Annotated in this window: 27 protein-coding genes; 15 read left to right on the top strand and 12 right to left on the bottom strand. The window is 63.4% G+C overall.

The window, feature by feature from the left end:
* Positions 1-19: 19 nt before the first annotated feature.
* Genes ABID44_RS04545 through moaB form a run of 3 tightly spaced genes read left to right on the top strand, consistent with a single transcriptional unit; the run spans position 20 to position 1631 of the window.
* Complete coding sequence (locus tag ABID44_RS04545; RefSeq protein ID WP_354150486.1) at positions 20-205, top strand: hypothetical protein; 186 nt, start codon at positions 20-22, stop codon at positions 203-205.
* 9 nt (positions 206-214) lie between these two features.
* Positions 215-1087 (top strand): 4-(cytidine 5'-diphospho)-2-C-methyl-D-erythritol kinase, encoded by an 873-nt coding sequence (locus tag ABID44_RS04540; RefSeq protein WP_354150485.1) that lies wholly within the window; start codon positions 215-217, stop codon positions 1085-1087.
* 4 nt (positions 1088-1091) lie between these two features.
* On the top strand, positions 1092-1631 hold the full coding sequence (gene moaB / locus ABID44_RS04535) for a molybdenum cofactor biosynthesis protein B (RefSeq protein WP_354150484.1): 540 nt from the start codon (positions 1092-1094) through the stop codon (positions 1629-1631).
* A gap of 9 nt (positions 1632-1640) precedes the next feature.
* On the opposite strand, the gene ABID44_RS04530 is transcribed toward moaB, so the two are convergent.
* Genes ABID44_RS04530 through ABID44_RS04520 form a run of 3 tightly spaced genes read right to left on the bottom strand, consistent with a single transcriptional unit; the run spans position 1641 to position 4287 of the window.
* Complete coding sequence (locus ABID44_RS04530; RefSeq protein ID WP_354150483.1) at positions 1641-2501, bottom strand: C40 family peptidase; 861 nt, start codon at positions 2499-2501, stop codon at positions 1641-1643.
* 12 nt (positions 2502-2513) lie between these two features.
* Positions 2514-2864 (bottom strand): MarR family transcriptional regulator, encoded by a 351-nt coding sequence (locus ABID44_RS04525; RefSeq protein WP_354150482.1) that lies wholly within the window; start codon positions 2862-2864, stop codon positions 2514-2516.
* Positions 2865-2919: 55 nt separating this feature from the next.
* Positions 2920-4287 carry a leucyl aminopeptidase family protein gene (locus ABID44_RS04520; protein ID WP_354150594.1) on the bottom strand — a complete coding sequence of 456 codons (1368 nt, stop codon included), beginning with the start codon at positions 4285-4287 and terminating at the stop codon, positions 2920-2922.
* A gap of 152 nt (positions 4288-4439) precedes the next feature.
* On the opposite strand from ABID44_RS04520, the gene ABID44_RS04515 reads away from it, so the two are divergent.
* The 5 genes from ABID44_RS04515 (at position 4440) to ABID44_RS04495 (ending at position 8757) form a co-directional block, all read left to right on the top strand.
* On the top strand, positions 4440-5144 hold the full coding sequence (locus ABID44_RS04515; RefSeq protein ID WP_354150481.1) for an RNA polymerase sigma factor: 705 nt from the start codon (positions 4440-4442) through the stop codon (positions 5142-5144).
* 251 nt (positions 5145-5395) lie between these two features.
* A complete protein-coding gene (locus ABID44_RS04510) occupies positions 5396-5920 on the top strand; it encodes a DUF4142 domain-containing protein (protein ID WP_354150480.1) in 525 nt (174 codons plus the stop codon).
* Positions 5917-6249: a cupredoxin domain-containing protein gene (locus ABID44_RS04505; protein ID WP_354150479.1), complete on the top strand. Its 333-nt coding sequence runs from the start codon at positions 5917-5919 to the stop codon at positions 6247-6249. The genes ABID44_RS04510 and ABID44_RS04505 overlap by 4 nt, the downstream gene beginning before the upstream one ends.
* A 225-nt stretch (positions 6250-6474) precedes the next feature.
* The gene (locus ABID44_RS04500; RefSeq protein WP_354150593.1) at positions 6475-7740 is read left to right on the top strand and encodes a mechanosensitive ion channel family protein; all 1266 of its coding nucleotides are present in this window, start codon (positions 6475-6477) and stop codon (positions 7738-7740) included.
* Between the two features lie 192 nt (positions 7741-7932).
* A complete protein-coding gene (locus ABID44_RS04495; protein ID WP_354150478.1) occupies positions 7933-8757 on the top strand; it encodes a tetratricopeptide repeat protein in 825 nt (274 codons plus the stop codon).
* Between the two features lie 46 nt (positions 8758-8803).
* Here ABID44_RS04495 and ABID44_RS04490 read toward each other — a convergent pair whose 3' ends face one another.
* The gene (locus tag ABID44_RS04490; protein WP_354150477.1) at positions 8804-9589 is read right to left on the bottom strand and encodes a helix-turn-helix domain-containing protein; all 786 of its coding nucleotides are present in this window, start codon (positions 9587-9589) and stop codon (positions 8804-8806) included.
* A 104-nt stretch (positions 9590-9693) separates the two neighbouring features.
* Here ABID44_RS04490 and ABID44_RS04485 point away from each other — a divergent pair, with 104 nt between their 5' ends.
* Positions 9694-11259 carry an ABC transporter substrate-binding protein gene (locus ABID44_RS04485; protein ID WP_354150476.1) on the top strand — a complete coding sequence of 522 codons (1566 nt, stop codon included), beginning with the start codon at positions 9694-9696 and terminating at the stop codon, positions 11257-11259.
* A 74-nt stretch (positions 11260-11333) separates the two neighbouring features.
* Complete coding sequence (locus ABID44_RS04480; protein ID WP_354150475.1) at positions 11334-13331, top strand: CocE/NonD family hydrolase; 1998 nt, start codon at positions 11334-11336, stop codon at positions 13329-13331.
* 58 nt (positions 13332-13389) lie between these two features.
* On the opposite strand, the gene ABID44_RS04475 is transcribed toward ABID44_RS04480, so the two are convergent.
* From ABID44_RS04475 to ABID44_RS04440, 8 genes are all read right to left on the bottom strand, one after another.
* On the bottom strand, positions 13390-14412 hold the full coding sequence (locus ABID44_RS04475) for a type II secretion system F family protein (protein ID WP_354150474.1): 1023 nt from the start codon (positions 14410-14412) through the stop codon (positions 13390-13392).
* 39 nt (positions 14413-14451) lie between these two features.
* On the bottom strand, positions 14452-15465 hold the full coding sequence (locus ABID44_RS04470; protein WP_354150473.1) for a type II secretion system F family protein: 1014 nt from the start codon (positions 15463-15465) through the stop codon (positions 14452-14454).
* A gap of 26 nt (positions 15466-15491) precedes the next feature.
* On the bottom strand, positions 15492-16979 hold the full coding sequence (locus ABID44_RS04465; protein ID WP_354150472.1) for a TadA family conjugal transfer-associated ATPase: 1488 nt from the start codon (positions 16977-16979) through the stop codon (positions 15492-15494).
* A gap of 32 nt (positions 16980-17011) precedes the next feature.
* Positions 17012-18283: a CpaE/TadZ family protein gene (locus tag ABID44_RS04460; protein WP_354150471.1), complete on the bottom strand. Its 1272-nt coding sequence runs from the start codon at positions 18281-18283 to the stop codon at positions 17012-17014.
* A gap of 30 nt (positions 18284-18313) precedes the next feature.
* Positions 18314-18997: a CpaD family pilus assembly protein gene (locus tag ABID44_RS04455; protein WP_354150470.1), complete on the bottom strand. Its 684-nt coding sequence runs from the start codon at positions 18995-18997 to the stop codon at positions 18314-18316.
* Between the two features lie 14 nt (positions 18998-19011).
* Positions 19012-20571 (bottom strand): type II and III secretion system protein family protein, encoded by a 1560-nt coding sequence (locus ABID44_RS04450; RefSeq protein WP_354150469.1) that lies wholly within the window; start codon positions 20569-20571, stop codon positions 19012-19014.
* Positions 20568-21377, bottom strand: a complete 810-nt coding sequence (gene cpaB / locus ABID44_RS04445; RefSeq protein WP_354150468.1) for a Flp pilus assembly protein CpaB — start codon at positions 21375-21377, stop codon at positions 20568-20570. The genes ABID44_RS04450 and cpaB overlap by 4 nt, the downstream gene beginning before the upstream one ends.
* A gap of 182 nt (positions 21378-21559) precedes the next feature.
* Positions 21560-22078, bottom strand: coding sequence for an A24 family peptidase (locus ABID44_RS04440; protein WP_354150467.1), 519 nt, complete (start codon positions 22076-22078; stop codon positions 21560-21562).
* 158 nt (positions 22079-22236) lie between these two features.
* Between ABID44_RS04440 and ABID44_RS04435 the strand changes: the two genes are divergently transcribed.
* From ABID44_RS04435 to mutM, 5 genes are all read left to right on the top strand, one after another.
* Positions 22237-22680, top strand: coding sequence for a pilus assembly protein N-terminal domain-containing protein (locus ABID44_RS04435; protein ID WP_378226434.1), 444 nt, complete (start codon positions 22237-22239; stop codon positions 22678-22680).
* 144 nt (positions 22681-22824) lie between these two features.
* Complete coding sequence (locus ABID44_RS04430; protein ID WP_354150466.1) at positions 22825-23427, top strand: TadE/TadG family type IV pilus assembly protein; 603 nt, start codon at positions 22825-22827, stop codon at positions 23425-23427.
* Positions 23428-23473: 46 nt separating this feature from the next.
* Positions 23474-24076 carry a TadE/TadG family type IV pilus assembly protein gene (locus ABID44_RS04425; RefSeq protein WP_354150465.1) on the top strand — a complete coding sequence of 201 codons (603 nt, stop codon included), beginning with the start codon at positions 23474-23476 and terminating at the stop codon, positions 24074-24076.
* A gap of 159 nt (positions 24077-24235) precedes the next feature.
* Positions 24236-25477, top strand: a complete 1242-nt coding sequence (locus ABID44_RS04420) for a phosphopentomutase (RefSeq protein ID WP_354150464.1) — start codon at positions 24236-24238, stop codon at positions 25475-25477.
* Complete coding sequence (mutM, locus tag ABID44_RS04415; protein WP_354150463.1) at positions 25470-26351, top strand: bifunctional DNA-formamidopyrimidine glycosylase/DNA-(apurinic or apyrimidinic site) lyase; 882 nt, start codon at positions 25470-25472, stop codon at positions 26349-26351. Before ABID44_RS04420 ends, mutM begins: the two co-directional genes overlap by 8 nt.
* The last annotated feature ends 29 nt before the right edge of the window (positions 26352-26380 follow it).

Genomic DNA, 26380 nt, shown 5'->3' with positions numbered 1-26380 from the left:
GCGCCGCAGGAGAGCTGAGATGCCGCAGATCATCTTCTTCGTTGCCGTGGGCATTGTCGCCTTTGTCGGCTATCGCGCCTTCGTACGGGAGGCCGAACGGGTGACGGCCAAGATTCGCCGCGCCGAGCAGCAACAGAAAACGGGCGCGAACGGCACGTTGGTCAAGGACCCCGAGACGGGCGAATACCGCGTCGCCAGAGACTGATCGCCAGCCGTGGACGCGATTTGCGCGCTTGCCGAGGCCGCGCCGGCCAAGATCAACCTCGCCTTGCATGTCGTCGGCCGTCGGCCGGACGGATATCATGAGTTGGAAACGCTGGCCGTCTTCACGGAACATGGCGATCGGCTGACCCTCGAAGACGCGCCGCACGACCACTTCTCCATCCATGGCCCCTACGCGGGCGGCCTGCCCGTTGACGAGGGAAATCTCGTAATCCGCGCACGCGAGGCGCTGAGGCGCACATGTGGCAGAGCCGACCTGCCGCCCGTGTCCATCCAGCTTGAGAAAAACCTGCCGATCGCTTCCGGCATCGGTGGTGGATCGAGCGACGCGGCGGCGACGCTGAGAGCGCTCGCCCGTCACTGGCGGCTTGCGGACGGCGACGCCCTCGCCTCCGTCGCGCCCGACCTTGGCGCGGATGTGCCGATGTGCCTCGCCGCCCGGCCATTGCTGGCGCGTGGCGTTGGCGAGCGAATCGAGGCTGTTGCGGGCCTGCCCCAGCTCGCCATGGTGCTGGTCAACCCGGGCGTGGAAGTCTCCACGCCGCAGGTGTTTTCCGCGCTCGCCAGCCGCGAGAATCCGCCGCTGCAACCCCTGCCGGCCCGCTTTGATTTTACTTCGCTGCTGGACTGGCTCGCCGCCAGCCGCAACGATCTGGAAGCGCCGGCCCTGGCCATCGCGCCCGTCATCGCCGAAAGCCTTTCTGCGCTTCGCTCCAGCGGCGCAAGCCTTGCGCGCATGTCGGGCTCGGGGGCCACCTGCTTCGGCCTTTACGAACATGCGCAGGCGGCTACCGCCGCAGCCGGGACCATTCGTCGCGAACAACCTGGCTGGTTTGTCGCCGCGACCACGACAACGACAGGCTAGAGCCATGGTAACGGAACGCTCCTTTATTCCCGTGCGCATCGCGGTGCTGACCGTATCGGACACGCGCAGCCTCGCCGAGGACCGTTCCGGCCAGACGCTGGCCGACCGCATCACGGACGCCGGCCATATATTGGCGGCGCGCGACATCGTGACCGACGACAAGGCACTGATCCGCGACAAGGTTCTGGGGTGGTCGAAGGACGACGGCGTCGACGTCATCATCACCACCGGCGGCACAGGATTCACCGGCCGTGACGTCACCCCCGATGCGCTGGAGCCCATCTTCGAGAAGCGCATGGACGGCTTCTCGGAAGTCTTCCACCGCATCTCCTACGACAAGATCGGCACCTCCACGATCCAGAGCCGCGCCACCGGCGGCGTGGTCAACGCGACCTTCGTCTTCGTGTTGCCGGGCTCCCCCGGCGCGTGCCGCGACGCCTGGGACGGAATTTTGAAAGCCCAGCTCGATTACCGGCACATGCCCTGCAATTTCGTGGAGATCATGCCGCGGCTGGACGAGCATCTGCGCCGGAGCAAGGGCTAAATCGGGAGCTTACGGGCGGCGGAAGCCGGTCGGAGTTCCATAGAGATAGCCGATGCGGTCGATCGCCTCGCGCAGGCCTTCGCGCGCCACGGTCATGGTGTGGCCGTTGGCGTGGATCATATTTTTCTGGTCCGTCATGATCGCGACATGCCCCTTCCAGAAGACCAGATCGCCGCGCTTCAGGCCGGCATAGTCCGCGCCCGGTTCAAGCGGTTCACCAAGGCCGGCCGCCTGCATGTCGGAATCGCGCAGCACGTCGCGGCCGCTCATGCGCATGGCAAGCTGGACAAGGCCGGAACAGTCGATGCCGAAGCCCGACGCCCCGCCCCACAGATAGGGCGTGCCGAGCAGCGTTTCCGCCACCGCCACGTAATCCGGCGCAAACTCGCCTGCCGGCGCAAGATGGCGGGCGATCACAGCCTTGCCGTCGGCCAGCAGCGCATAGTTCGTGCCACGCGTCTCGGCCACGCCGACCGCCGTGACCGCCGAGCCGAGCGACAACGCGCCGGCGCGCGGAAAACGGAGATCGGGGCCGGGATAGACGAATGTGCGCGACACCGAGACCAGATGCGTCGGCTCGCCGCCGCGTTCGCCGATTTCGGCCTCACGCACATAACCGACATAGCCGTCGCGCTCTGCCTGCACCCAGGCCCAGCCATCGCCGGTTTCGTAGATGAGCACGTCATCGCCGAACAGGAACTGGGTGTTGACGCCCGCATCGGCGCGCGGCGCGGTCAACACATCTGCGACGGGGGCCGAAATGCGCGCCGGATTTCCGGCGACAAAACGCTGTGCCTCCACCTCACCCTCCAGCCGCCTATCGGCAAGATCGGTGCGGAAGGCATGGAGACGGCGGTCGCGCAGGGTCACGGTCGGGAGCTTTCAGATCGGAAGTTCAAATGCCTTGTCGACAATAGCATCGCCGAAGCGTTCGACATAGAGCGCGCCTTCCACGGTGCGCCGGATGAGAACGTTGCGGCGGTCCTGCTCGTCGCGATGGCGCGCCACGAGTTTCATGGCCCCCATCGTATCGAGCGCCCGGGTGATGACCGGCTTGGTGACGCCGAGCTTTGCGGCAAGCCCGCGCACCGTATGCGGCGGCGGGTCCAGATAGATGGTGAAGAGGATCGCCATCTGGCGCATGGTGAGGTCCGGCGCGTCGTCACGCACCTCATGCAGGCAGACCTGTCGCCACAGCCGCAAGGCCTGTATCGGACGCATGGAAACCGTCATGCATCCGGTTTAGATCATAATCGTTTCGCTTCCGTTTCAGTTTCGGCGCGAAATCTCACGCGAAGCGATTGGCGATCACCTGCTCCAGCGCACGGATCGCCTGCGCCTCGCCACCCGCCGGTCCGTGCGGCCTTTCGGTCGGGTTCCAAGCATAGATGTCGAAATGCGCCCACGCCGCGGTGTTCTCCACGAAGCGCTTCAGGAACAGCGCGGCGGTGATCGAGCCGGCGAACCCGTCCGTGGTGACGTTGTTCAGATCGGCCACCTTCGAGGACAACTTCGCATCGTAGGGTCGCCACAGCGGCATGCGCCACAGCGGATCCTCGACATTGACGGATGCGGCGGCGATGTCGGCGGCCAGCGCCTCGTCATCGGTGTAGAAGGGCGGCAGGTCGGGACCGAGCGCGACGCGCGCCGCCCCCGTCAGCGTCGCCATGTCGATCAGCAGTTCGGGCTTTTCCTCATCGGCCAGCGCCAGCGCATCGCCCAGAACGAGACGCCCCTCGGCATCCGTATTGCCGATCTCGACAGTCAGGCCCTTGCGGCTTTGCAGCACGTCGCCGGGGCGGAAGGCATTGGCGGAGATGGCGTTTTCCACCGCCGGAATGAGAACGCGCAACCGCACCTTCAACCCGCCCGCCATGATCATGGACGCGAGGCCAAGCACGTTCGCGGCCCCGCCCATGTCCTTCTTCATCAGCAGCATGCCGGACGCCGGCTTGATGTCGAGCCCGCCGGTGTCGAAGCACACGCCCTTGCCGACCAGCGTCACCCTGGGCGCGTCTTCCCGCCCCCAGCGCAGGTCGATGAGACGCGGCGCCTGCGCCGCCGCGCGGCCGACCGCATGGATCATCGGGAAATTGGCCGCCAGAAGATCGTCGCCTGCCGTGACCGCGACCGCCGCTCCATGCTTTTCGGCAAGCCCCCGCACCGCCTGCTCCAGAGCATCCGGCCCCATGTCATTGGCCGGCGTGTTGACCAGATCGCGGGTCAGGAAAACGCTTTCCGCCAGCCTTTCCAGCCGCTTTGCCTCGATCCCCTTGGGCAAAGCCAGCCGCAGGGCGCGGCCGGGCTTCTTGCCGTAGCGGGTGAACACATAGCCGCCGAGGGAAATCGCCAACGCCGCCAGTTCCGGCTTTTCCAGCCGTCCTTCCAGCCGCCAGTCGCCCTCCGGCAACGAGCGGGCGAGGCCGCCAAGCGCCAGCGCACCTTTCGATCCATCGCCAAGGCCGAACAGCGCGCCGCCAATCTTGCCGCCCTCGCCCGGCAGCACAAGCGTCTTGCCCGCTTCCCCGGTGAAGCCATTGGCCTTCGCCCAGGCCAACGCCTGCCCGGACAACCCCGCGCGATCCAGCCCGTCCTTCCCGACAAGATGAACAGGAAGCGCTCCGGCAAGATCGGTCGCGGCGAATTCTACGGCCATCATATGTCTCCAGACCCGGCGATGAGCAGTTTGGCGATGAGTCGATCCCGACAATTTCGGAACTCGGCCGAAACAATGCAAGCGACGGTGGAAAACAGGCGGGAACTTTTCCACGCAGCCGACATCAAATAGGATGCAACAGGAGCATTCCCGTGAAAGCTGCGATCCCGGATCCGTTTTCCAGCAAGCATCACGCGCCGTCATCGGCCGAGCTGGCTTTGGCGCGCCGCGCCGCCAGATGCGATCCCGCCGCCGTCCGCCAGATCGTGCGCCAGCACAACCAGCGCCTCTACCGGCTGGCGCGGGCCGTGCTGCGCAACGACGCCGACGCCGAGGACGCCCTGCAGGACGCCTATCTGAAGGCCTTCACCCATCTTCACCGCTTTCGCGGCGAGGCCAGCCTGTCGACATGGCTGTCGCGCATCACGCTCAACGAGGCGGCCTCCCGTCTGCGCAGGCGCAAGCGCCTCAAGCGGAACGCTGTGGACAGGCCCGACAGCGCCTCGCAGATTATTATTCCCTTTCCCATCCGCAACGGCAGCGACGACCCGGAACGCACCATGGCGCAGCGGCAGATTCTCCATCTGGTGGAACAGGCCACCGACACATTGCCCCAGCCCTTCCGGCTGGTCTTCGTCGCCAGGGTGATCGAGGGCCTGAGCGTCGAGGAGACGGCGGCTTTGCTCGACCTTCAGCCTTCCACGGTGCGCACCCGTCTCCACCGCGCCCGCAAAATGGTGAAGGAGCAGCTCGAGGCGCAGATCGGACCGGTTCTGGTGGATGCCTTCCCCTTCGCCGGGAAGCGCTGCGAGCGCCTCACTGAAGCGGTGCTGGCACGCCTGTCGACCGGCAATTAGAGCATTTCCAGCAAAAGTGTGAAGCGGTTTTGCGTCCGGAAATGTGACCAAAACAATGAGATAGAGCGCCGTGCGTCCTGCCGGACGCACGGAGGACGATCCCGCATTTTGATCGGGCATTGGAACAATCCGAACAACCGCGCCCACCTTTCCGTCCGACGCTCCAGCGGGAACGTCCGGCGGCACGCGGCGTCCAATGCTGTGTCAACCACCATTACGGGGCGGAACGCCGCCCCTGAAAGGACATCGCCATGAGAATGCCTCTGGTTTCCATGCTGGGCATCGCCTGCCTGCTGTTCGCCGCGCCCGCCGCTCAGGCGCAGGACAAGCCCACCGATCCGCAGATCGCGCATGTGGCCTACACCGCCGGCGTCATCGATATCGAGGCCGCCAAACTCGCCCTGACGAAAAGCAACACCAAGGCCGTCGTCGACTTCGCCACATCGATGCAAAACGACCATCAGGCGGTCAACGAACAGGCGCTGGCGCTGGTGAAGAAGCTGAACGTGACGCCCGAGGACAACGCCACCAGCCAGGCGCTGACGGCGGCCGCTCAGGCGGAGCGCGCCAAGCTTGAAAAGCTCGACGGCGCGGCCTTCGACAAGGCCTATGTCGACAACGAGATCGCGTTCCACAAGCAGGTCAATGCGGCGCTGGAAACGGTGCTCATCCCCTCGGCCGAGAACGGGGAGTTGAAGTCCCTGCTTGAAACCGGTCTGAAGCTGTTTCAGGGGCACCAGCAGCATGCCGAGCATGTTGCGGCGGATCTGAAATGAGCCGCCTCGTCCTCGACAGGCGGGTTTTTCTGACGGGCGGCCTGGCCCTCCTCGCCACGGCGGGCGCGGCCTCAGCGCATGGCGACACCGTGCATGTGACCGTTCATAAAATGGCCTTCGAGCCGGCCTCGGTCGAGGTCCGGGCCGGCCAGACCATCGAATGGATCAACAAGGATCCTTTCGCGCATACAGCAACCGTCAAGGACGGATGGGAGGTGATGCTGCCCCCCGGCAAGAGCGCCACGCATGTCGTCCGGCAAGACGACAGCGTTAGCTATTATTGCCGCTTCCATCCCAACATGACCGGAACGATCACCGTCATCGGCTGACGGCTTCGGCGCGATGCGCCGGACGGCGAAGATGGCTGCGGCCGCCTTCGCCGGCCTCACCGCCTGGAAAAGCGGATAGTCTTCTTTTCAGCGAGGAACCCTTTTTTGCCCGGGTTCCAATTTTGACCTTATTTCCGCTATGGTTAGCCTTCTGCCGATTTCGCCCTGATGTGGCGCACGACATTCACCCCGAAATGTGAGGCAAGCGAGACAGTGACGGTCTCAATACAGGAATTTTTCCAGTCCTATCCCTGGCTTCAAACCCTGTCGGCGCTCATCGCGCTGGTTTTGGCGGCCCTGTTCGCCAATTTCATCGTGAAGTCGGTCCTCCTGCAAATCCTCAACCGCATCTTTGCCAGAACGGCCTTTGGCCGGGACGAGGAATTGCGCCGTTATGGCGTCATCGAACGGCTGGCCAATGTCATGCCGGCCATGGTGATCGCAGGCGGCGTCACGCTTGTGCCTGGCCTGCCGGCGGTGGTGGCGGCGGTGGTGACGAACGTCGCCAGCGCCTTCATGATCCTCATGGTGGCGATGGCGATCAGTGCGGCGTTCAATATCGTCGACACGCTCTATCACCGCAGGGCAGAAGCGCGGATGAAGCCCATCAAGGGCTATATCCAGGTCGTCAAGATCGCGGTTTATGTGGTCGCCGCGCTGCTGATGATCGCCACGCTCATCGATCGCTCGCCGCTGATCCTGCTCTCCGGTCTCGGCGCCATGGCCGCCGTCCTCATCCTCGTCTTTCAGGACACGCTGCTTTCGCTCGTCGCCGGCATCCAGATTTCCTCGACGGGCATGGTGCGGGTCGGCGACTGGATCGAGATGCCGAGCCTGAACGCAGACGGCGACGTCATCGAGATCGCGCTGCACACGGTTCAGGTGCGCAATTTCGACAAGACCATCACCACGATTCCGATCCGCAAGCTGGTCACCGATTCGTTCAAGAACTGGCGCGGCATGCAGGAATCGGGCGGGCGGCGCATCAAGCGCTCGATCTATCTCGACCAGACCAGCATCCGTTTCCTCACGCCAGACGAACTCCGCAAGCTGGAGTCCTTCGGTCTGCTCGAAGCCTATCTGAAGCACAAGAAGACGGAGATTTCCGAGTGGAACGGCAAGCTTGGCGACAAGGCCAGGGTTGCGGCAAACACGCGGCGCATCACCAATATCGGCACCTTCCGCGCCTATGTGGACACCTATCTGCGCAACCATCCGGGCGTGCACAAGGGCATGACCATCATGGTGCGCCAGCTTCAGCCGGGGCCGGAAGGCCTGCCGATAGAAATCTATTGCTTCACCAACACCACGGTGTGGACCTCCTATGAGGGCATCCAGGCGGATATATTCGATCATCTGTTCGCCATTCTGCCCGAGTTCGGGCTGGCCGTTTTCCAGAACCCGAGCGGCGCGGATCTCAGCTCATGGTCATCGCCCCGCCCTTATCTGGCGAACCCGGAAGCGGTGACGGAACAGGTGCGGGTGGGCTGATCCGCCCTGAAAATGGGGCGGAACGCGCTCATCCCGGCGCGCGCCCTCCCTCTTCAGGAATGGCCCGGATTCTTAACGCTTCCGGAGCATGAGAAGCGCGAATTAACCATCCATTAGGGTTAACGGACTATTGATTTGCATGGGGACCGGCCGCGCGAAAACGGCCGCGCCAGCAGATGGAGGCGGGCTCTCATGCACATTTGGCGCAATCACGCCGCAACCGGACGTCGCTTTGCCGCGGCGGCGCTCGCCATCGTTGTGATGGCAAGCCTCTCGGGCTGCGGCACCGACAAGATCAAGACAGGTTCGATTGGCCGCACCGGCCCCGGCAAGGCGATCGAAACCATGTCCACCGGCGAATTGCGCAGCACTTCGGCGAGGCTCGGCAAGGCCTATGCAGCCAATCCGGACGACAAGGCCACCGCCATCCAGTTCGCCAGCGTGTTGCAGATGGACGGCAACGCCGGGCAATCTCTGGCCGTCATGCGCAAGCTGGCCATCGCCCATCCCAAGGACCGGCAGGTGCTGGCCGCCTACGGCAAGGCGCTGGCGGCCAACGGCCAGTTCGAGCCGGCGCTGGATGCAGTGCGTCGCGCCCAGACCCCCGAATATCCCGACTGGCGGCTGATGTCGGCCGAAGGCGCCATCCTCGACCAGACCGGCCAGAAGGACGAAGCGCGCCAGCTCTACCGCAAGGCGCTCGACCTCAAGCCGGACGAACCGTCGGTGCTGTCCAATCTTGGCATGTCCTACGTGCTGGAGGGCGATCTGCGCACCGCCGAGACTTTCCTCGCCTCCGCCTCACGCCAGCCCGGCGCCGACAGCCGCGTGCGCCAGAACCTCGCGCTCGTCGTCGGCCTTCAGGGCAGATTCGACGAGGCCGAGCGCATCGCTTCGCAAGAGCTTTCCCCCGAACAGGCGCGCGCCAACATCGCCTATCTGCGCTCGATGCTGGCGCAGCAGAACGCGTGGAGCCAGCTCAAGGCGCAGGATGGGAAGAAGTCCGCGGCGAACTGATCCTCCCGGACTGCCTGAAACGCTTCGCGAGCTTGCCGATCCGGCCTCACGCACGCAGTGCGACCGGTGCGGCCTGCGTCAGGAAGGAAACGACGACGGACGGCAGATTCGCCGAATTCAGTTCGTATATGCCGCAATTCGCGATCAGCGCGCGCCGGTCGGTGCGGACGCCCCGATAACGCCAGACGGTTCGCGTGGCGTAAGGCAGATTGTCGTTGCGCCATGAGACCCCCATGGTCAGCCCCCGCAGATACTGGCGCTGATGAATCTCGAACGGCATCAGGATCGTCTGGCCGAAAGTCGGCGCATCGCCACGCGTAAGTTCGGTCAGGAAAATGCGCTGACGTTGATAGGCAGCCAGACCGACATAGCGCGAACGCTGGCGAATGCCGCTTTCCACATCCTCGATCCGTTCCAGCGAAGTGACGACGATCTGGGCGTCCCGTTCCCGCATATGCGCGCACGAACAGACGATACGGTCGGGCCAGGACAACGACACATGCCAGGTCTGGTAGAAGCCCAGATAGGGCCGCAGCGCCTGCAGGTTTCCGGGAAAGGCGGCGGCCAGCGGCCCTTCCGCCAGCAGGGGCTGGCGCTTCGCCTCCAGCTTGCGCCGGAATGCGGCTGACGGCAGGTCGAAATCTTCCGCCTGGAAACCGAAAAAGCTGGCGATCCTGAGCCGATTATGCGCCGAGGGAAGCGTTCCCGAATTGATGTAGCGGTTGAACTGCTGCCTGTTGATGCCGATGGCCCGGCAAAGTTCGGAGATCGATTGCCGGGTCGCGCAGGCGAATTTCAGATTATCACCGAAATTTTCATGAAGCTTACCCATCCTTATAGCGTAAACCAGCGTAAATTCGCGTCAAGCTGCGAAATTGCACCGGCCGGTTCGGGGTCCATTATCCTGCGCATCCAAAATGGCAAAGAGGGGCCCCGATGACCGAGTCTCGCAACACGTTCCATGTTTCCCGCCGCGGCTTCCTGCAAGGCAGCGCACTGCTGGGCGTTTCAGCGACCGCCGGCCTTCTGACCGCCCCCACTGCACGGGCGCAAGCGCCGGTGCGCGGCGGCAGTCTGCGCATGGGTCTTGCGGGCGGCGCTTCCGCCGACACGCTCGACCCCGCGCTGGCCTCCGCCAGCGTGATGTTCGTCATCTCACATTGCTGGGGCGACACACTGGTCGAATCCCATCCCGAGACCGGCGAGGCGCTGCCCTCGCTGGCCGAATCCTGGTCGCCCTCTCCCGACGCTTCGGAATGGACCTTCAAGATCAGGCAGGGCGTCAGCTTCCATGACGGCAAGCCGATGACGGTCGCCGACGCCGTGGCGACGTTGCGCCGCCATGCCGACGAGAACTCCCAGTCCGGCGCGCTGGGCCTTCTGTCCGGCGTCAAGCAGATCGAGGAGCGCGGCGGGGACCTCGTCATCACGCTGGCGGAAGGCAACGCCGACCTGCCGCTGGTGCTCACCGACTACCATCTTCAGATCCAGCCCGAGGGCGGCGCGGGCGACCCCAACGCGGCGATCGGCACCGGCCCTTACAAGCTGGCCGCCTTCGAGCCGGGCATTCGCGCCACATTCGAGCGCAACACCGATGACTGGCGCGACGATCGCGGTTTCGTCGACAGCGTCGAGATCATCGTGATGAACGATTCCACCGCCCGCATCAGCGCGCTGAGCGCCGGACAGGTCGATTTCATCAACCTCGTCGAACCGAAAGTCGTGCCGCTGATTTCCCGCGCCCCGACTGTCGAAATCCTGCAAAGCCCCGGCAAGGGTTTCTACTCCTTCCTGATGCATTGCGACACCGCCCCCTTCGACAACAACGATCTGCGCCTCGCGCTGAAATACGCGGTCGACCGCGAAGCGCTGCTCAAGCAGGTGGTGGGCGGTTTCGGCTCCATCGGCAACGACTATCCGGTCAACGCCAACTATGCGCTGGCGCCGACCGATATCGAGCAGCGCGTCTACGATCCCGAAAAGGCGGCGTTCCACTTCAAGAAGTCCGGCCATGACGGGCCTATCCTGCTGCGCACCTCCGAGGCCGCCTTCCCCGGCGCGGTCGACGCCGCGCAACTGTTCCAGCAAAGCGCCGCCAAGGCGGGCATCACGCTCGACGTGCGGCGCGAACCGAGCGACGGCTACTGGTCCGAGGTCTGGAACAAGCAGCCATTTTGCGCTTCCTACTGGGGCGGACGCCCGACGCAGGACTCGCGCTACTCCACCTCCTATGTCTCCAACGCCGAGTGGAACGACACCCGCTTCAAGCGCCCGGAATTCGACAAGATGGCGGTGCAGGCGCGCGGCGAACTGGACGAGGACAAGCGCCGCGCGCTGTATCGCGACATGGCGCTGATGATCCACAACGAGGGCGGACTGATCCTGCCGGTGTTCAACGACTATGTGAACGCGGGCTCGAAGAAGCTGAAGGGCTACGTCCACGACATCGGCAACGACATTTCCAACGGCCGTATCGCCAGCAGGATCTGGATCGAGGCCTGACCGTAACCGTCCCTGCCCTGTGTTAGGCATGACCGGCAGTCTTCTGCCGGTCCCGATTTCCTGCGACGAGAGCCATGACCGAAAAAACCTTCCACGTCATCGAAAACGAATGGATCACCCTGAAGGACGGCACGCGTCTGGCGGCGCGCATCTGGATGCCGGATGACGCCGGCCCGGCCGACCCCGTGCCCGCCGTGCTGGAATTCCTGCCCTACCGCAAGCGCAATGGCACCGCCCCGCGCGACGAATCCACCTATCCGGCATTCGCAGCCGCGGGCATTGCGGGCGTTCGCGTCGATATTCGCGGCAGCGGCGAATCCGAGGGCGTCATCGACGGCGAGTATACGCCGCGCGAGCTTTCCGATGCCGCCGAGGTGATCGAGTGGATCACAGCCCAGGGCTGGTCGAACGGCGGCGTCGGCATGATGGGCATTTCGTGGGGCGGCTTCAATTGCCTGCAGGTGGCGGCGCTCAAGCCGCCAGCGCTCAAGGCGGTGATTTCGATCGCCTCGACAGTGGACCGCTACAATGACGACATCCACTACAAGAACGGCGCGCATCTGTCGGCGCAATTTTCCTGGGCGGCGACGATGAGCGCCTACCAGTCGCGCTCGCCGGACCCGGAAATCGTGGGCGAGCGCTGGCGCGACATGTGGCTGGAGCGGCTGGAAGGCGAGCCCTTCTTCATGGAGGAATGGCTGGCCCACCAGCGCCGGGACGCGTTCTGGGAGCATGGCTCCATCTGCGAGGATTTCGACGGTTTTCCCGTTCCCGCGCTGGTCATCGCCGGCTGGGCCGACGGCTACCGCAACACGCCGCTGAAGGCGGTGGAGGGCATGCCCGGCAAAGCCAAGGCGCTGATCGGGCCGTGGGTGCACAAATATCCGCATTTCGCCTATCCGAAGCCGCGCGCGGATTTCCATGCCGAAGCGATCGCATGGTGGCGGCGCTGGCTCTGCGGCGAAGAAAACGGCGCGGAAACAGCGCCGCAGGTTCGCGCCTATATTCTCGACGGTCCACGCCCGGCGCGCTGGCGCGAGGCCGATCCGGGCTACTGGATCGCCAAGGACGCCTGGAGCGAACCTGAGCCCAGAGCGTTGGCCATCAATGGATCTGGCCGCCTTGAAACCGATCCGGCCGAAAGAGCTTCCGGAAACGCTTCCCTGCGCTCGCCGCTGGATACAGGCATCGCCGCCGGCGAGTTCTTCACCCTCAAGCCGGATTCGGAAATGCCGGGCGATCAGCGGGCGGACGACGCTGGATCGCTCACCTTCGACACCGAGGCGCTCGCCGGGGAATGCCTCATTCTGGGTCAGCCTCTCCTGAAACTGCGGCTGTCCAGCGACGCCCCGCTGGCCAATCTGGCGGCAAGGGTTGTGGACATCCACCCGGACGGCACAGCCACCCGTGTCTGCTTCGGCTTGCTCAACCTTGCCCATCGCAACGGCAACGCCCATCCGCAGGCGCTGGAGCCGGGCAAGCCGGTCGATGTGGAACTGGCGCTCGACGCGTGCGGGTATCGCTTTGCGCCGGGCCACCGCATCCGCCTTTCGCTTTCCAGCGCCTACTGGCCGCTTATGCTGCCGCCTCCCCATGATGCGACGCTCGAAATCGAACTGGCTTCGGTCAAACTTGACTTGCCGCTGCTCGGCGATCACGACAGGATCGATGTGCCGGAACCGGAAAATCCCGATCCCCTGCCGCATTATGAGGCGCTGGAGGAAGGCTCCTCCAGCCGCAGTGTCGAGCGCGATCTGGAAAATGGCGTCACACACTATCGCGTGAGCGAGGACACCGGCCTGAACCGCCATCCCGGCAATGGCCTTTGCGGGCGGGACATTACTGAACAGGTGTGGTCGATCGCGCCGGGGGACGCACTCTCGATGACCGCCGGGATCACCTCCACATGCATCACGTCACGCGAGGGATGGGAGGCGATGACGCGCAGCACCATGACGCTCTCCTGCACGCAAACCGAGTGGATCGTGTCCGAGCGCATGGAGGCCTTCCACGACGGGCGCAACGTGTTCGACCGGGAACGCAGCGCCCGCATCCCACGCGATCACATGTGAAGACAAAAAGGCAGGATGGCCTCGCCAGTCCTGCCTTTTTTGCTTTCGATGCCGCGCTTTATTCCGTTGCGGAACTACGCGGCTGGTCGCCGAAGAAACCGCCGTTCTGGCTGAGCTGGATTCCGGCCGGGCCGAGGATAATGGCGAACAGCACCGGCAGGAAGAACAGGATCATCGGCACGGTGAGCTTGGGTGGCAGGGCGGCGGCCTTCTTTTCTGCCTCGGTCATGCGCGTGTCGCGGCTTTCGCTGGAAAGAACCCTCAGCGCATGCGCCACCGGGGTGCCGTAGCGTTCGGCCTGAACCAGCGCCTGCGTGACGGACTTGACCGGTTCCAGCCCGGTGCGTTCCGCCAGATTCTCGTAGGCCTGCCGCCGCTCCTGCAGATAGGAGAGTTCGGCAGTGGTGAGCACGAATTCCTCGGCCAGTTCGACCGATTGCGAGCCGATCTCCTCGGCCACCTTGCGCATGGCCGCTTCAATCGACATGCCGGATTCGACGCAGATCAGCATCAGATCCAGCGCATCCGGCCAGGCGCGCTTGATCGACTCCTTGCGCTTCGTCGCCCTGTTGGTGACGTAGACCACCGGCGCATAAAACCCCGCATAGGCGGCGCCGATACAAGCGAATACGCGGACCATCATCGGCTTGTCCTCCATCACCCCAAGCCCGAAGATGTAGACCACGGCGAGGCTAAGCCCCACGAAGGGCAGGACGAGGCGGAAGAACAGGAATCTGGTCATCGGGTTCTGACCGCGGAAACCCGCGGTCTTGAGCTGACGGACCGTGTTCTCGTCGGCCAGCAGCCGACGCAGATCGAGTTTCTCGACGATGCTGCGCATACCAGTCGACTGCTGCTCGCGCAGGCCGCGGCTGCGCTTCTCCGCTTCCGCGGCCAGACGGGCGCGCTGCTTCGCGCGCAGTTCGTCGCGTTCGAGCGCCACCGCCTTCATGCGATGCTTCAGCGGGTTGCCGCCGAAAGCCGGAAGCAACGTCATCATCGTCGCAAAGACGGCGATGCCGACCAGAATCGCCGTCAGGAACGCCGGATCGGTCAGGGTCTTGATGGTTTGAGCGCTCACGGCAGCCTCCGATCAAAAGGTGTGGCCAAACTCATGACCTCAGACCTCGAAATTCATCATCTTGCGCATCACGAAGATGCCGATCGACATCCATAGACCCGACACCCCCAGGATCAGGTGACCGGTCGAGGTCGTGAACAGCGGCAGGATGTAGCTGGGACTGGTGAGGTAGACGAGAAACGCGATGATGAACGGCAGCGAGCCGATGATCGCGGCGGAAGCCTTGGCTTCCATCGACAACGCCGAGACTTTCGCCTTCATTTTCTTGCGATCGCGCAGCACCCGAGAAAGATTGCCCAGCGCCTCGGACAGGTTGCCGCCGGCCTGCGCCTGGATCTGGATGACGATGCCGAAGAACGCCGCCTCCGGGCATGGCATGGTTTCGGACATGCGCATGGTCGCCTCGGGTATCGACAGGCCCATCTGCTGGGAGTCCACGATGCGGCGAAACTCGCCGCGCACCGGTTCCGGCGACTCGTTGGCGATAAGGCGCACGGCGTCGTTGAGCGGCAGGCCGGACTTCACCGCGCGAACGATGATATCCAGCGCATTGGGAAATTCGTTCAGAAAGGCCTTGACCCGGCGCGCGCGCAGGAAAGACACGAGCCAGCGTGGCAAGCCCAGACCGCCGACGACCAGCGCGCCCGGCAGTGCGATCGTCGGGAGTCCGATGACGAATCCGACCAGCGTCAGGACAAGGCCGCAGATTGCGGAGTAAAGATAGAACCGCTCCATCGTGAGGTTCAGGCCGGCCTGCCGGATCTGCACCTTCAGCGGCGGCTTCTTGACGCTGAGATCGATCTGCTTCTGCTTTTCATCGAGCTGCCTGAGGGTTTCCTGCACGGATTTCCGCCGCTTGGCCGCCTCGGCCATGCGGTCCCGCGAAGCCTTGACCACGGCCCGATCCGTCTCGGCCGCCTTGATCGTCTGAAGGCGCTTGCCGACGTTCCTCTCGTCGCTGATGCGATTGAAAAGCAGCGCATAGGCGATCGCTCCGGCGCTGACGCCCGCCAGGGCGATGAACATCAGAACGGTGTTGTCGATTCCAAACATTGCGCTTGCGCTCCACGCTCAGGGATTCAGTCGGCACGCTTCTCCATGGCTTCCAGCGCGGTGGCCAACCGGTGCTCCTCGCCATAGTAGCGGGCACGATCCCAGAAATGCGGGCGTCCGATACCGGTCGAGACATGCTCGCCGATCAGCTTCCCGTTCGCGTCCTCGCCCTTGATGTTGTAGACGACAAGATCCTGCGTGATGATCACGTCGCCTTCCATGCCGAGCACTTCGGTGATGTGGGTGATGCGGCGCGACCCGTCGCGCAGACGAGCCGCCTGGATGATGACGTCGACTGAACCGACAATGATCTCGCGCACGGTGCGCTGCGGCAGCGAATAGCCGCCCATGGCGATCATCGATTCCATCCGGTTGAGGCACTCGCGCGGGCTGTTGGAGTGAATGGTGCCCATCGAGCCGTCATGGCCCGTGTTCATCGCCTGCAACAGGTCGAAGACCTCGGGGCCACGCACTTCGCCCACGATGATGCGCTCTGGTCGCATGCGCAGACAGTTCTTGACGAGGTCGCGCATCGTCACCTCGCCCTCCCCCTCCAGATTGGGCGGACGGGTTTCAAGGCGCACCACATGCGGCTGCTGGAGCTGCAACTCGGCCGAGTCCTCGCAGGTGATGATTCGCTCCTCACGATCGACATAGTTCGTCAGGCAGTTGAGCAGCGTGGTCTTGCCCGAGCCGGTGCCGCCTGAGATGACCACGTTGCAGCGCACCCGGCCGACGATCTTCAGGATTTCCGCGCCTTCCGGCGAAATGGCCCCGAACCGGACAAGCTGATCGAGAGTGAGCTTGTCCTTCTTGAACTTGCGGATGGTGAGCGCGGCACCGTCGATGGCCAGCGGCGGGGCGATGACGTTGACGCGGGAGCCATCTGGCAGGCGCGCGTCGCAGATCGGTGAAGATTCGTCGACACGGCGGCCGACCTGGCTGACGATGCGCTGGCAGATGTTGAGAAGCTGCTGGTTGTCGCGAAAGCGGATATTGGTCTGCTCGACCTTGCCGTTCACCTCGATATAGACGTTGTGCGAGCCGTTCACCATGATGTCGGCGATGTCATCGCGGGCCAGCAAGGGTTCCAGAGGCCCGTAGCCCAGAACGTCATTACAGATGTCCTCGAGCAGTTCCTCCTGCTCGGCGATCGACATGGCGAAGTTCTTGATCGCGATGATGTCGTTGACGATATCGCGGATTTCCTCGCGCGCCGCATCGGGCTCCAGCTTGGCCAACTGGGACAGATCGATGGTGTCGATCAGCGCCGCGAAGACCTGGCTTTTGGTGTCGTAGTAGCTCTCGCTGCGCGTGCGTTGCACCCGCACCGGCTGGGCTGCGAGCGGAGGCGCCTCCACGGTGCGGCGGGCGGGCTGCTGCATTGGCGCGACCGGCTCGGCGGCGCGGGCCGGCGGAGCATCCACCCTGCCCGAAATCGGCGCGGCGGGAGCAGGCGCAGGCTTCGAGAAAGCCGGCTTGCTCCTGTCGTCGTTGCCTCTTCTTCCGAACATCATCGTCTACCTTTGCGCACCCGAGAGGCCCGTTACTTCGCGCGTCTGAGCTTTTCGATAATCGAGCCCAGGCCGGGCTTCTTGCGAGCCCTGATCTCCGCCCGCCCGGTCAGCACATGCGCGATCTCGTTGATCGTGGCCACGATCGGGCTCTTCGCATCCATCTCGCCCAGCATGCGGCCATTGTTGGCGGCGTTGCCGAAAAGCTGCGGATCGAACGGGATGACCGCCATCGGCTCGATATCGAGCGGCTCGGAGAAATCCTGCGTGGAAATTTCCGGTCTCTTCTGCACGCCGGTCTGATTGAGGATCAGCTTCGGCGGCGGATCGTTGGGCCGCAGGCGCTTCAGCATATCCATCAGGTTCTTGGTGTTGCGCAGGTTTGCAAGCTCCGGGGTCGCGGTGATCACCACCTCGTCGGCATGGATGAGCGTGTTCTTGCTCCAGCCGCTCCAGACATGGGGCACATCGAGCACCAGGATAGGCGCGGTGCGTTGCGCCGTATCGATCAGCTGCGCGAATGCGTCCGGCTCGAAATCGTAGGTGCGCTCAAGCGTCGAGGGCGCCGCCAGCAGCGAAAGGTTTTCGGCGCATTCCGCCAGCAGGCGATCCAGATATACCTCGTCCACGCGCTCGGGCGAGAACACCGCCTCAGCGATGCCTTGCGCCGGGTCCTGATCGAAATTGATATTCGCCGTTCCGAAGGCCAGATCGAGGTCCGCCACCACGACTTCCGACTTGAACAGCGAGGAGATCGCCCAGCCGACATTGTGCGCGATCGTGGAGGAGCCCGTCCCGCCCTTTGCGCCTATGAAGGCGATGGAGCGGCCGATCGGCTCGGCATCGGGATCGACAAAGATCGTCGCGATGACGCTGACGATATCGGCCATCGACACCGGCGCGATGACATATTCGGAAATGCCGTTGCGGATCAGTTCGCGATAGAGGCCGACATCGTTATAGTGGCCGATGACCACCACCTTGGTGCTGGGGTCGCAATGCTCGGCAAGCTGAGCCAGCTGTTCCAGCAGTTCTTTCGGCTCGCTGCGCGATTCCAGGATGATCAGGTTGGGCGTCGGCGCGGTCTGATAAAAATCGATGGCCGTGGAAACGCCGCCCATATGCACCTTGAGATGCGCTTTCGACATGCGGCGATCCTCGCCGGCGCGTTCGATGGGCGCAGATACGCCTTCGCTTTCGCAGAAGGCCTGAATGGAGATGCGCGGGATTGGCCGCAACGCCTGCATGGCGGTCATGTCGACGCGCTCTGCCTCGATGGTGTCGTCATAGGCTAGATTTGTCATGCTGCTTGCCCCCCGGACAGGCCGTGTTCGTCAATAATTCACTTCGCGCGCGGTGACGCCATTGCCGGTCCGGCGATAATCTTCGATAACCTTTTTGCGGTTATCCGCATCAATGGACGTCTGCTCGCGTGGCCCCAGCAAATCTGCCGGATTGGCGATCTGGGCCGCAAGATTGTTCTGATAGGAACAGCCGAAATTGGCGTAGTGCTTGTTATCCGCCGTATCCAGAACGTCCTTCGGCCAGCGCCCGCACTGACCGGTCTGGGCCTGTATTGAGCTGTAGACCAGTCTGATCGGCGCGGTGAGTTCATCGGGAGACGCCTGATAGTGCGTCATGGCGATCCGGTTGGGGCGTACGCCGTTCGCGGCGGCGAGCCGTGCAAACTCACGGGCGACCTTGCCAGCGGCGCGCTCATTGGCGGAACCGGATGGCGCGGCGATGGTCAGCACGGGGGCCGCGCTGGTGTCGTAACCGTCGAGGAAACCGGCCAGAGCCTGCCGCTGCATCTTCGAGACGCCCTGCGCCGACGCCGAGACAGGCAGGTCCAGCGCCTTGTCCTTCTCGGAAATGACGATGGGATGGTTGGTGCGGTAGTCGTCCGGGATTGATCCGACGGTCACACTGTCCCGATTGGCGCAGCCGGCCAGCAGTGCTGCCGCAGCCACGGCCCAGATTGCGGCGGTTGTTCTTGTCCTGAACATTGCGTTTGCCATGCCCGTTTCCCCGCTCATTTGTAGATGAAGCCGACCATGCCGTGATAGCGGCCAGCGGGCTTGTCGGTTTTCATGGCGCCGTAGACACGGTTCACACGGCCAAGGAACATGGCGGCCCCGTCGCTTGCGGCATTGAAATTGTCGTCCGGCCTGGCCAGCTCGTTGCGCGCCACCGGTTTAGACAGGTAAGGCGTGACGATGATAACCAGTTCGGTTTCGTTGCGGACAAAATCACGGCTGCGGAACAGCGTGCCCAGAACTGGCAGCTTGGAAAGTCCTGGAAGGCCGTTCACAGCCTGACGAATGTCGTCACGTACAAGTCCGGCGATCATCATCGAACCACCCGAAGGCAGTTCCACCGTAGTGTCGGCCAAGCGCTTGCGAATGGATATCATATTCGAGCCTTGCAGCATCAATGGATCCGCAGTCAGCCCGACTGATCCTTCCATCGTCGGCTCGGAGACGGACGTGCGAACTTTCAGACTGATGCGCCCGGCCGACAAAACGACGGGCCGAAATTCCAGTCCAATCCCATATTCGATTTTCTGGACCTCGTAGGTCACGCCGCCATAAGAAGGAGGCTCGTCGATCACTCCGTCGCCGTTATTGTCGCGCGCAGGGCTAGGCGGCGAGACCGACTGGCCATTGACGAGGTTGAATTCACCACCGACGCGGAACGTCGCCCGCTCTCCCGAAATCGCAGTAAGCGTAGGTTCGGCGAGTGTCTTCATGACGCCGGCCTGTTCCATGCTGTTGAGATAGCTCTCCAAGAGGCCGCTTGTCATTCCCGCGCCGGATTGCGCCAAGGGCTTGCCAAGCCCGTAAATGGGCTTGCTGATGGTGCCCCAATTGATGCCGTTCGAATCGCCTCCGGCTACGAGATTCACGCCAAGCTGTTTCATCACCGAACGGCTGACCTCGGCGACCGTCACCTTCAGCGTGACCTGATCCTCGCCCATGATCTGAAGCATGTTGATGATGGCGCTCTGGCGCCGGGCTCTGTCCGGATTGTTGATGGCCACGCCTGAACTCGAAGATCCGCCAGCCGCCGTCTGCGAATACTGGCCGGTCGTCGCCTCGCCGCCTGTCACAAAGGCGCTGGCAAGCTCCTCGGCGCGCTTGGCGTCCAGCGGCGTCTCCACGGTGCCGGTCAAAACCACATTGTCGTTGACCAGTTCGACCTTGATGTCGGAATTTGGAATGAAGCGCTTCAGATAGCCCTCGATTCCGGCGACGTCGCGCTCTACGGAAAGATCGAAGCTGGCGATCTGCTCGCCATTGGGCCCGAACACGAAGATGTTGGTTTCACCGACCGCCTTGCCGAACAGATAGATGCGCCGCGAGGTGCGCGTCACCGCATCCGCAACGCCGGGGTTGGCCACCAGAATGTCATAAGCGTCGCGCGGCAGGTCGATCACAACCGACTTGTTGAGGCCGAGCTTGATGCGCTGGTTGGCGGCGGAGGCACGCACCGTGCTGGCGGCATCGGCCGTTGCGACGCCCTGCGGACCGGCGGCGGCAAGCAAGGCGGCCGCCGCGACGAAAGCGGCAGGAAGTTTCGCGACAGACCTCATTTCCTTGCTCCCACTACGGAAACTTCCCCGGATTTGATGAGACGCACCGTGCCGCGGCCACCGCCGGTGACCAGATAGTCGGCCTCGTCCAGATCAGTTTCCTGCGTATCCTTGATCGAGCGCAGCGCCAGCGTGAGCCTGTCGGCCATCTGCTGGGCGACGGTGATGATTTCGGCCTGCTGCGGCGTCAGTTCCAGCGTCGCCGTCTGACCCACCCGCGTCTTCTTGCCCTCCTCATCCTCCTGGATGGTCTGATCGATGGCGAGAACGCGGATGTTCTGCAGGATGGTTTCAGTGGAGAAACCGGTGCTGCCGGCGATGTCGCTGCGACGGGTCATGATCACATCGACGAAATCGTTAGGCAGAATGAAGCCGCCTGCCGATGTGTCCGCCGCGATCGAGGTCGCCACGGCGCGGCTGCCTGAGGGCAGGATCGAGGACATGAAACTCTGGCCCTCGTCGATCAGCTTGATGCGACGGACGGGCTCGCCGCTGTACATCGCCATGCGTGTCACCGAGCCTTTCAGCTTCTCAACCGCATCGGGCTCGCTGTCGCGTGTGATGAAATGCTGGTTGACCGCATCGGCGGGCCAGGAAACCCATTTGACGTTGGAACCGAGCGGGGCGCCGAGCGGCACGTCGCCCGACAGCACGGCCACGTCCGTCATTCTGACGGCCGGCTCCTGCGGCCCCGGCTGGACCACAACTTCGGCCGGTGGCGGAACCACCATGTTCTTGGCGACATACCCCGCGCCGCCGGCGGCAGCGACCGCAACGCCCAAAATTATCAGTCGCGATGCAGGCATGTGTCCAACCCCTAGCCCCTGGCAACCATCAACCCAGGTCGGACTTTGCAGCGGCAATCCTCAAATTATGGTTAATGCCGGGCTTACAAATTTGCTTAACGCAAAGTTATCGCCTTGCACCGGGCCAAAAAAATACGCCGCACAGTTCGTGCGGCGCATCTCGCTAGCGGATCGGACGGAGATCAGGCCGCCAGCCGCGCCAGCGCCCAGCCCACGAGCGCGGTCTTGGGATAAATCACCAGCCCGGCGAAACCGAGAGCGACACCGTAGGGAATGCCCACCTTCGAATCCGCGAAATGACGCAGGAACATATTGTGACGCGTGAAATCCGCGAACATCGACTTCCGGTAAGCGAGCGTCGCCAGCGTCAGCAGGCCGCCGATGAAGGATGCATAAAGCAGATACTCCAGCAGCACCGGCTCGAACCCCATCCACACGGCCGTCGCGGCCATCAGCTTGGCGTCGCCGCCGCCCATGCCGCCGATGGCGAACAGAATGAAGGTCGCCGCCAGCACCAGCGCGCCGGCAATCAGGTGCATGCCATACACGCTCCAGTCCATGCCGGTCAGCGGCGCGATGGCCATGAAGCTGGCCACCAGAAGCAGGGACACCTTGTTGGCGATCGTCATCGACAACACGTCCGAAACGGCTGCGAAGACCATGCAGAACGGAAACACAACGAAAATCAGAGCTTCAAGCATAGGTACGACACCGGATGTGAACGACTTCCGAAGACTACACGCATGGCGTTAAAGATCGGTGATCTCGCGCGTTTCTCCTGCTCTGCGGGGCTTAACAGTTGGTTCACCACTATCGTTCATATTCCGTTGAGCACTCTGGCGGAGCGGGAGAACTTATGATGTCCGTGTCGAGACCGATGTTGATTGCGGGCTCCTTGCTGGCTGCCGCATGCTTTCCAGTCATGGCGACCGAAGCCGATCCCGTTCAGCCCGAAGCAACCGCTGCCGTTCCGGCCATGGAAGCCGGCATCCAGGTGATCATGAACGAAGCCCGCATCGTCAAACTGCCGCGTCCGGCCGACACCATCGTCATCGGCAGTTCCGCCATCGCCGATGCTTCCGTCCAGGACGCCACGACGCTCGTTCTGACGGGCAAGAGTTTCGGCATGACCAATCTGGTCATCCTCGACAAGCAGGGCGCACCGATCATGGACGAACAGGTGACCGTGGTTCGCCAGACTGCTTCGACCGTGCGCGTCTATCGTCGCGCCGACGTGACGACCCTGTCCTGCACACCCTACTGCGAAAGCAGGGATGAAGCGGATCGGATGCCCGGAAACTGACCGCAGCTTTGCGCCTTCCGGCATCGCGAAGCCATGGTTGAAGCGGGCTTAACGGAAGCGCGTGCAATTTAGCGGCCGTTCAAACCGGACCTCAACGGCTTGCATCTATAGTCCGGCCAACTGGCAAGGGGTGGCAGGACGAACATGGAACACACTTCCAACGGTTGCGAAACAGGCGGCGAACGGCGCCGCCCGGGTTTTCTCGCAAAGTTCCGGCGCGACACGAAGGGCAGCGTGGCGATCGAGTTCTCCATGCTCATCCTGCCCTTCGCACTGCTGACCTTCGCCATACTGGAAAGCTGCATATCATTTGCCGCGCAGACGGTTTTGACGAACGCCGCCGACGATGTCGCGCGCCAGTTCCGCACCGGGCAACTGAGAGCTCCCAACACGGCGGCCGAACAGGAAGAGCTCAGGAAAACGGTCACCGCGCAAATCTGCGGCCGTCTGGAAGTCATCGTCAGCAAAGGTTGTGACGGCCTGCTGATCGACCTGCGAACCTTCGAAAACTTCTCCGACGCCGCCCAGTACGGCTTTGTTATCGAGAAGGACAAGGTCGTCCTGACGCCCGGCAATATCACGGAGCCGGATTTCGCCATCGCTCCGGGACCGACCATGTCGAGGAACATGCTTCGGGTTTTCTACAAATGGCCTGTCGTCACCGATTTCATGAGCAGATACATGGCCAATATCGATGGGAAAACTCTGCACTTCGCCTCCTTCGTCTGGCAGAACGAGCCATTTTGAACAGCCCGGACATAACAACATCGGTATTTGGTGCGGGGCACAGCGGATGATCAACTCACTGACGACAAGGATTGCAGCCTTCATCCGCAACCGCGACGGCGTCGCGGCTGTGGAGTTCGCCTTCATCGCCCCCATCCTGCTGATCCTCTATTTCATGACGGTGGAGGCCGTGCAGGGCATCGAGACCAACCGGCGGCTCAGCCGTCTGGGCGCGATGGTCGCCGACCTGGTGGGCCAGCAGGACGCGCTGTCGGCGACCGCGCTGAAGGAGATCATCCAGATCAGCGAATCGACGATGCGCCCTTACACCCGCTCCAGCCCGGAAATGACCGTCACCGCCATCAAGGTCAGCAGCGAGCAGAAAGGGGCCGTGCCCGAGGTCGTATGGTCCGGAACGGTCGACGCCAGCGGCAAGTATGCAAAAGCTCTCAAGGCGGGATCGACTGTCGTTGTGCCGGCAGCGCTGAAAACCGGCGACAGCTTCCTGATCAAGGTGGAAAGCAGGCTCAACTACTTTCCCATCCTGCTTTGGCCCAGGGAAGGAGACACCGCCTCCGGCCTGATGGGCTTCTTCACCGGCCTCAAGATGGAAGAGGTCTATTACGCGCGCCCACGCATCCGACGTGAAATCGCGTGCGCGACCTGCTGAGAGACGCCCACTCCGCATTGGCGATTGCAAAGGCCCCTGCGCCAGCCTATGTCTGGTCGACAAACCGGCTTTGCGGCAGGCCGCCCCCGGTTTCGCTGGATCGTTCCGATCGCGCCCCGACGCACAGCCGGACCTCGTGATCGCCACCGCAAGGCTGCAATGGCGCGTGCATTCGTCTTCGTTCTGGATTCCTTCGGCATCGGCGGCGCCGCGGACGCCGCCGAATTTGGAGATGAAGGCGCCAACACTTTCGCCCATATCGCCGACGCCTGCCGCGCCGGCAGCGCAGACCGCTCCGGCCTGCGCTCAGGCCCCCTGTCCGTTCCCCACATGGTGTCTCTCGGGCTGGGCAAAGCCGCGCAGGTCGCCACTGGCTACGGGTTTGAAGCATCCGGTCCGCCTGTTCTGGCGTCCGCCTTCCACGGGGCCGCGCAGGAGATTTCCAGCGGCAAGGACACCCCTTCCGGCCATTGGGAAATCGCCGCATTGCCGCTTCGCTTCGGCTGGGGGAAATTTCCCGACACGGTTCCGGCCTTCCCGCCTGCCCTGACAGAAGCCATGATCGAGCAAGGCCGGATATCCGGCATCCTCGGCAACTGCCACGCCGACGGCATGACGATCATCGAACAGTACGGAGCCGAGCATATATCGACCGGCAAGCCCATCTGCTACACCTCGGTCGATTCCGTCTTGCAGATCGCGGCTCATGAGAAGCATTTCGGGCTCGAAAGGCTCTATGCTTTCTGCAAGGTCGTGCGCCGCCTTTGCGATCCGCTCAAGATCGGCCGCGTCATCGCCCGGCCCTTCGTCGGAGAGGACGCGTCCACCTTCAGGCGCACGCCGAACCGGCGCGACTACGCCGTCTCCCCGCCCGAACCGACGCTGCTCGACCGGCTCACGGAAGCGGGCGGGCGCGTGCTCGCGGTTGGCAAGATCGGCGACATCTTCGCCCATCGCGGCGTGACGAAGCTGCGCAAGGCGGCAGACAACATGGCCATGTTCGATCAGGCGCTGGACGCCATGGACGAGGCGCGCGACGGCGATTTCGTTTTCGCCAATTTCGTCGATTTCGACACCGAATTCGGGCATCGGCGCGACACCTCGGGCTACGCGGCGGCGCTTGAGGCGTTCGACCGCCGCGTGCCTGAAGCGCTGGCGCGGCTGAAACCGGGCGACCTCTTCCTGCTCACCGCCGACCATGGCAACGATCCCACCTGGCGCGGCACCGACCATACCCGCGAACGCATACCGCTCATGGGACTGGCGCCGGGACTGACCGGCGGCAGCGTGGGCATGCGCACCACCTTCGCCGATATAGGCGAGACCGTGGCCGAGCATCTCGGCATTGCGCCCGGCAGATACGGACGCTCCTTCTACAAGCAGATTGGTGGCCATGCCTGAATTGCCCGAGGTGGAGACAGTCCGGCGCGGGCTGCAACCGGTTCTGGAAGGCGCGCGCATCAACAGGGTCGAGATCCGCCGACCTGATCTGCGCTTCCCCTTTCCCGAAAATTTCCCGGAGCGGCTGAACGGACGCACCATTGCGGCTGTCGGGCGGCGCGCCAAGTACCTGACCATTCATATCGAGGATGGGCCGGCACTCATCTGCCATCTTGGAATGTCGGGATCGTTCCGCATCGAGGATGGTGCGGCTCCGGGCAACTTCCACTATGAGCGATCCAGAGACTCCATCCACGATCATGTGGTGTTCGACGTGACTTCCGCTTCGCAGGCGCCTCATCGCATCGTCTACAACGATCCGCGCCGTTTCGGTTTCATGCTGTTTAGCGAGACGGTTCCCGATGAACACCCCATGCTGGCCGGTCTCGGCGTCGAGCCGACCGGCAATGCGCTTGACGCCGACCTGCTCGCCGTTCTGTTCCGCAACCGCAAGGCTCCGCTGAAGGCCGCCCTGCTCGACCAGCGCCTGATCGCAGGCCTTGGCAATATCTATGTATGCGAGGCTCTCTGGCGCGCCGGCCTTTCTCCACTGAAAGCGGCGGGGGCCATCGCCGGGGCGGGCCGGAAGGCGGCTGCGCAACGTGAAAAGCTGGCGGAATCGATCCGTGCGGTCATTGCAGACGCCATCGCAGCCGGCGGCTCCTCCTTGCGCGATTATATGCACACCGACGGCTCGCTCGGCTATTTCCAGCACAGCTTCGCCGCTTACGACCGCGAAGGCGAGCCGTGTTCCACTCCGCATTGCCGGGGCTATATCGAGCGGATCGTGCAGAGCGGCCGCTCGACTTTTTATTGCCGCGCCTGCCAGAAATAGGCCGGCCAGGAAATCCGTTCAGGAGAGGA

Origin of the sequence: Aquamicrobium ahrensii, assembly GCF_040545755.1 — a bacterium.
Lineage (GTDB): Bacteria > Pseudomonadota > Alphaproteobacteria > Rhizobiales > Rhizobiaceae > Mesorhizobium > Mesorhizobium ahrensii.
Note: the sequence above shows the minus strand (reverse complement) of the source record. Positions and strands in the feature narration are given on the sequence as shown.

Excerpts from the sequence above, each read along its gene's own strand:
- ABID44_RS04545 (WP_354150486.1), top strand. The coding sequence starts at position 20 with ATGCCGCAGATCATCTTCTTCGTTGCCGTGGGCATTGTCGCCTTTGTC.
- moaB (WP_354150484.1), top strand. The coding sequence starts at position 1,092 with ATGGTAACGGAACGCTCCTTTATTCCCGTGCGCATCGCGGTGCTGACC.
- ABID44_RS04525 (WP_354150482.1), bottom strand. The coding sequence starts at position 2,864 with ATGACGGTTTCCATGCGTCCGATACAGGCCTTGCGGCTGTGGCGACAG.
- ABID44_RS04520 (WP_354150594.1), bottom strand. The coding sequence starts at position 4,287 with ATGGCCGTAGAATTCGCCGCGACCGATCTTGCCGGAGCGCTTCCTGTT.
- ABID44_RS04510 (WP_354150480.1), top strand. The coding sequence starts at position 5,396 with ATGAGAATGCCTCTGGTTTCCATGCTGGGCATCGCCTGCCTGCTGTTC.
- ABID44_RS04505 (WP_354150479.1), top strand. The coding sequence starts at position 5,917 with ATGAGCCGCCTCGTCCTCGACAGGCGGGTTTTTCTGACGGGCGGCCTG.
- ABID44_RS04495 (WP_354150478.1), top strand. The coding sequence starts at position 7,933 with ATGCACATTTGGCGCAATCACGCCGCAACCGGACGTCGCTTTGCCGCG.
- ABID44_RS04490 (WP_354150477.1), bottom strand. The coding sequence starts at position 9,589 with ATGGGTAAGCTTCATGAAAATTTCGGTGATAATCTGAAATTCGCCTGC.
- ABID44_RS04485 (WP_354150476.1), top strand. The coding sequence starts at position 9,694 with ATGACCGAGTCTCGCAACACGTTCCATGTTTCCCGCCGCGGCTTCCTG.
- ABID44_RS04480 (WP_354150475.1), top strand. The coding sequence starts at position 11,334 with ATGACCGAAAAAACCTTCCACGTCATCGAAAACGAATGGATCACCCTG.
- ABID44_RS04470 (WP_354150473.1), bottom strand. The coding sequence starts at position 15,465 with ATGTTTGGAATCGACAACACCGTTCTGATGTTCATCGCCCTGGCGGGC.
- ABID44_RS04465 (WP_354150472.1), bottom strand. The coding sequence starts at position 16,979 with ATGTTCGGAAGAAGAGGCAACGACGACAGGAGCAAGCCGGCTTTCTCG.
- ABID44_RS04460 (WP_354150471.1), bottom strand. The coding sequence starts at position 18,283 with ATGACAAATCTAGCCTATGACGACACCATCGAGGCAGAGCGCGTCGAC.
- ABID44_RS04455 (WP_354150470.1), bottom strand. The coding sequence starts at position 18,997 with ATGGCAAACGCAATGTTCAGGACAAGAACAACCGCCGCAATCTGGGCC.
- ABID44_RS04450 (WP_354150469.1), bottom strand. The coding sequence starts at position 20,571 with ATGAGGTCTGTCGCGAAACTTCCTGCCGCTTTCGTCGCGGCGGCCGCC.
- cpaB (WP_354150468.1), bottom strand. The coding sequence starts at position 21,377 with ATGCCTGCATCGCGACTGATAATTTTGGGCGTTGCGGTCGCTGCCGCC.
- ABID44_RS04440 (WP_354150467.1), bottom strand. The coding sequence starts at position 22,078 with ATGCTTGAAGCTCTGATTTTCGTTGTGTTTCCGTTCTGCATGGTCTTC.
- ABID44_RS04435 (WP_378226434.1), top strand. The coding sequence starts at position 22,237 with ATGTCCGTGTCGAGACCGATGTTGATTGCGGGCTCCTTGCTGGCTGCC.
- ABID44_RS04430 (WP_354150466.1), top strand. The coding sequence starts at position 22,825 with ATGGAACACACTTCCAACGGTTGCGAAACAGGCGGCGAACGGCGCCGC.
- ABID44_RS04425 (WP_354150465.1), top strand. The coding sequence starts at position 23,474 with ATGATCAACTCACTGACGACAAGGATTGCAGCCTTCATCCGCAACCGC.
- ABID44_RS04420 (WP_354150464.1), top strand. The coding sequence starts at position 24,236 with ATGGCGCGTGCATTCGTCTTCGTTCTGGATTCCTTCGGCATCGGCGGC.
- mutM (WP_354150463.1), top strand. The coding sequence starts at position 25,470 with ATGCCTGAATTGCCCGAGGTGGAGACAGTCCGGCGCGGGCTGCAACCG.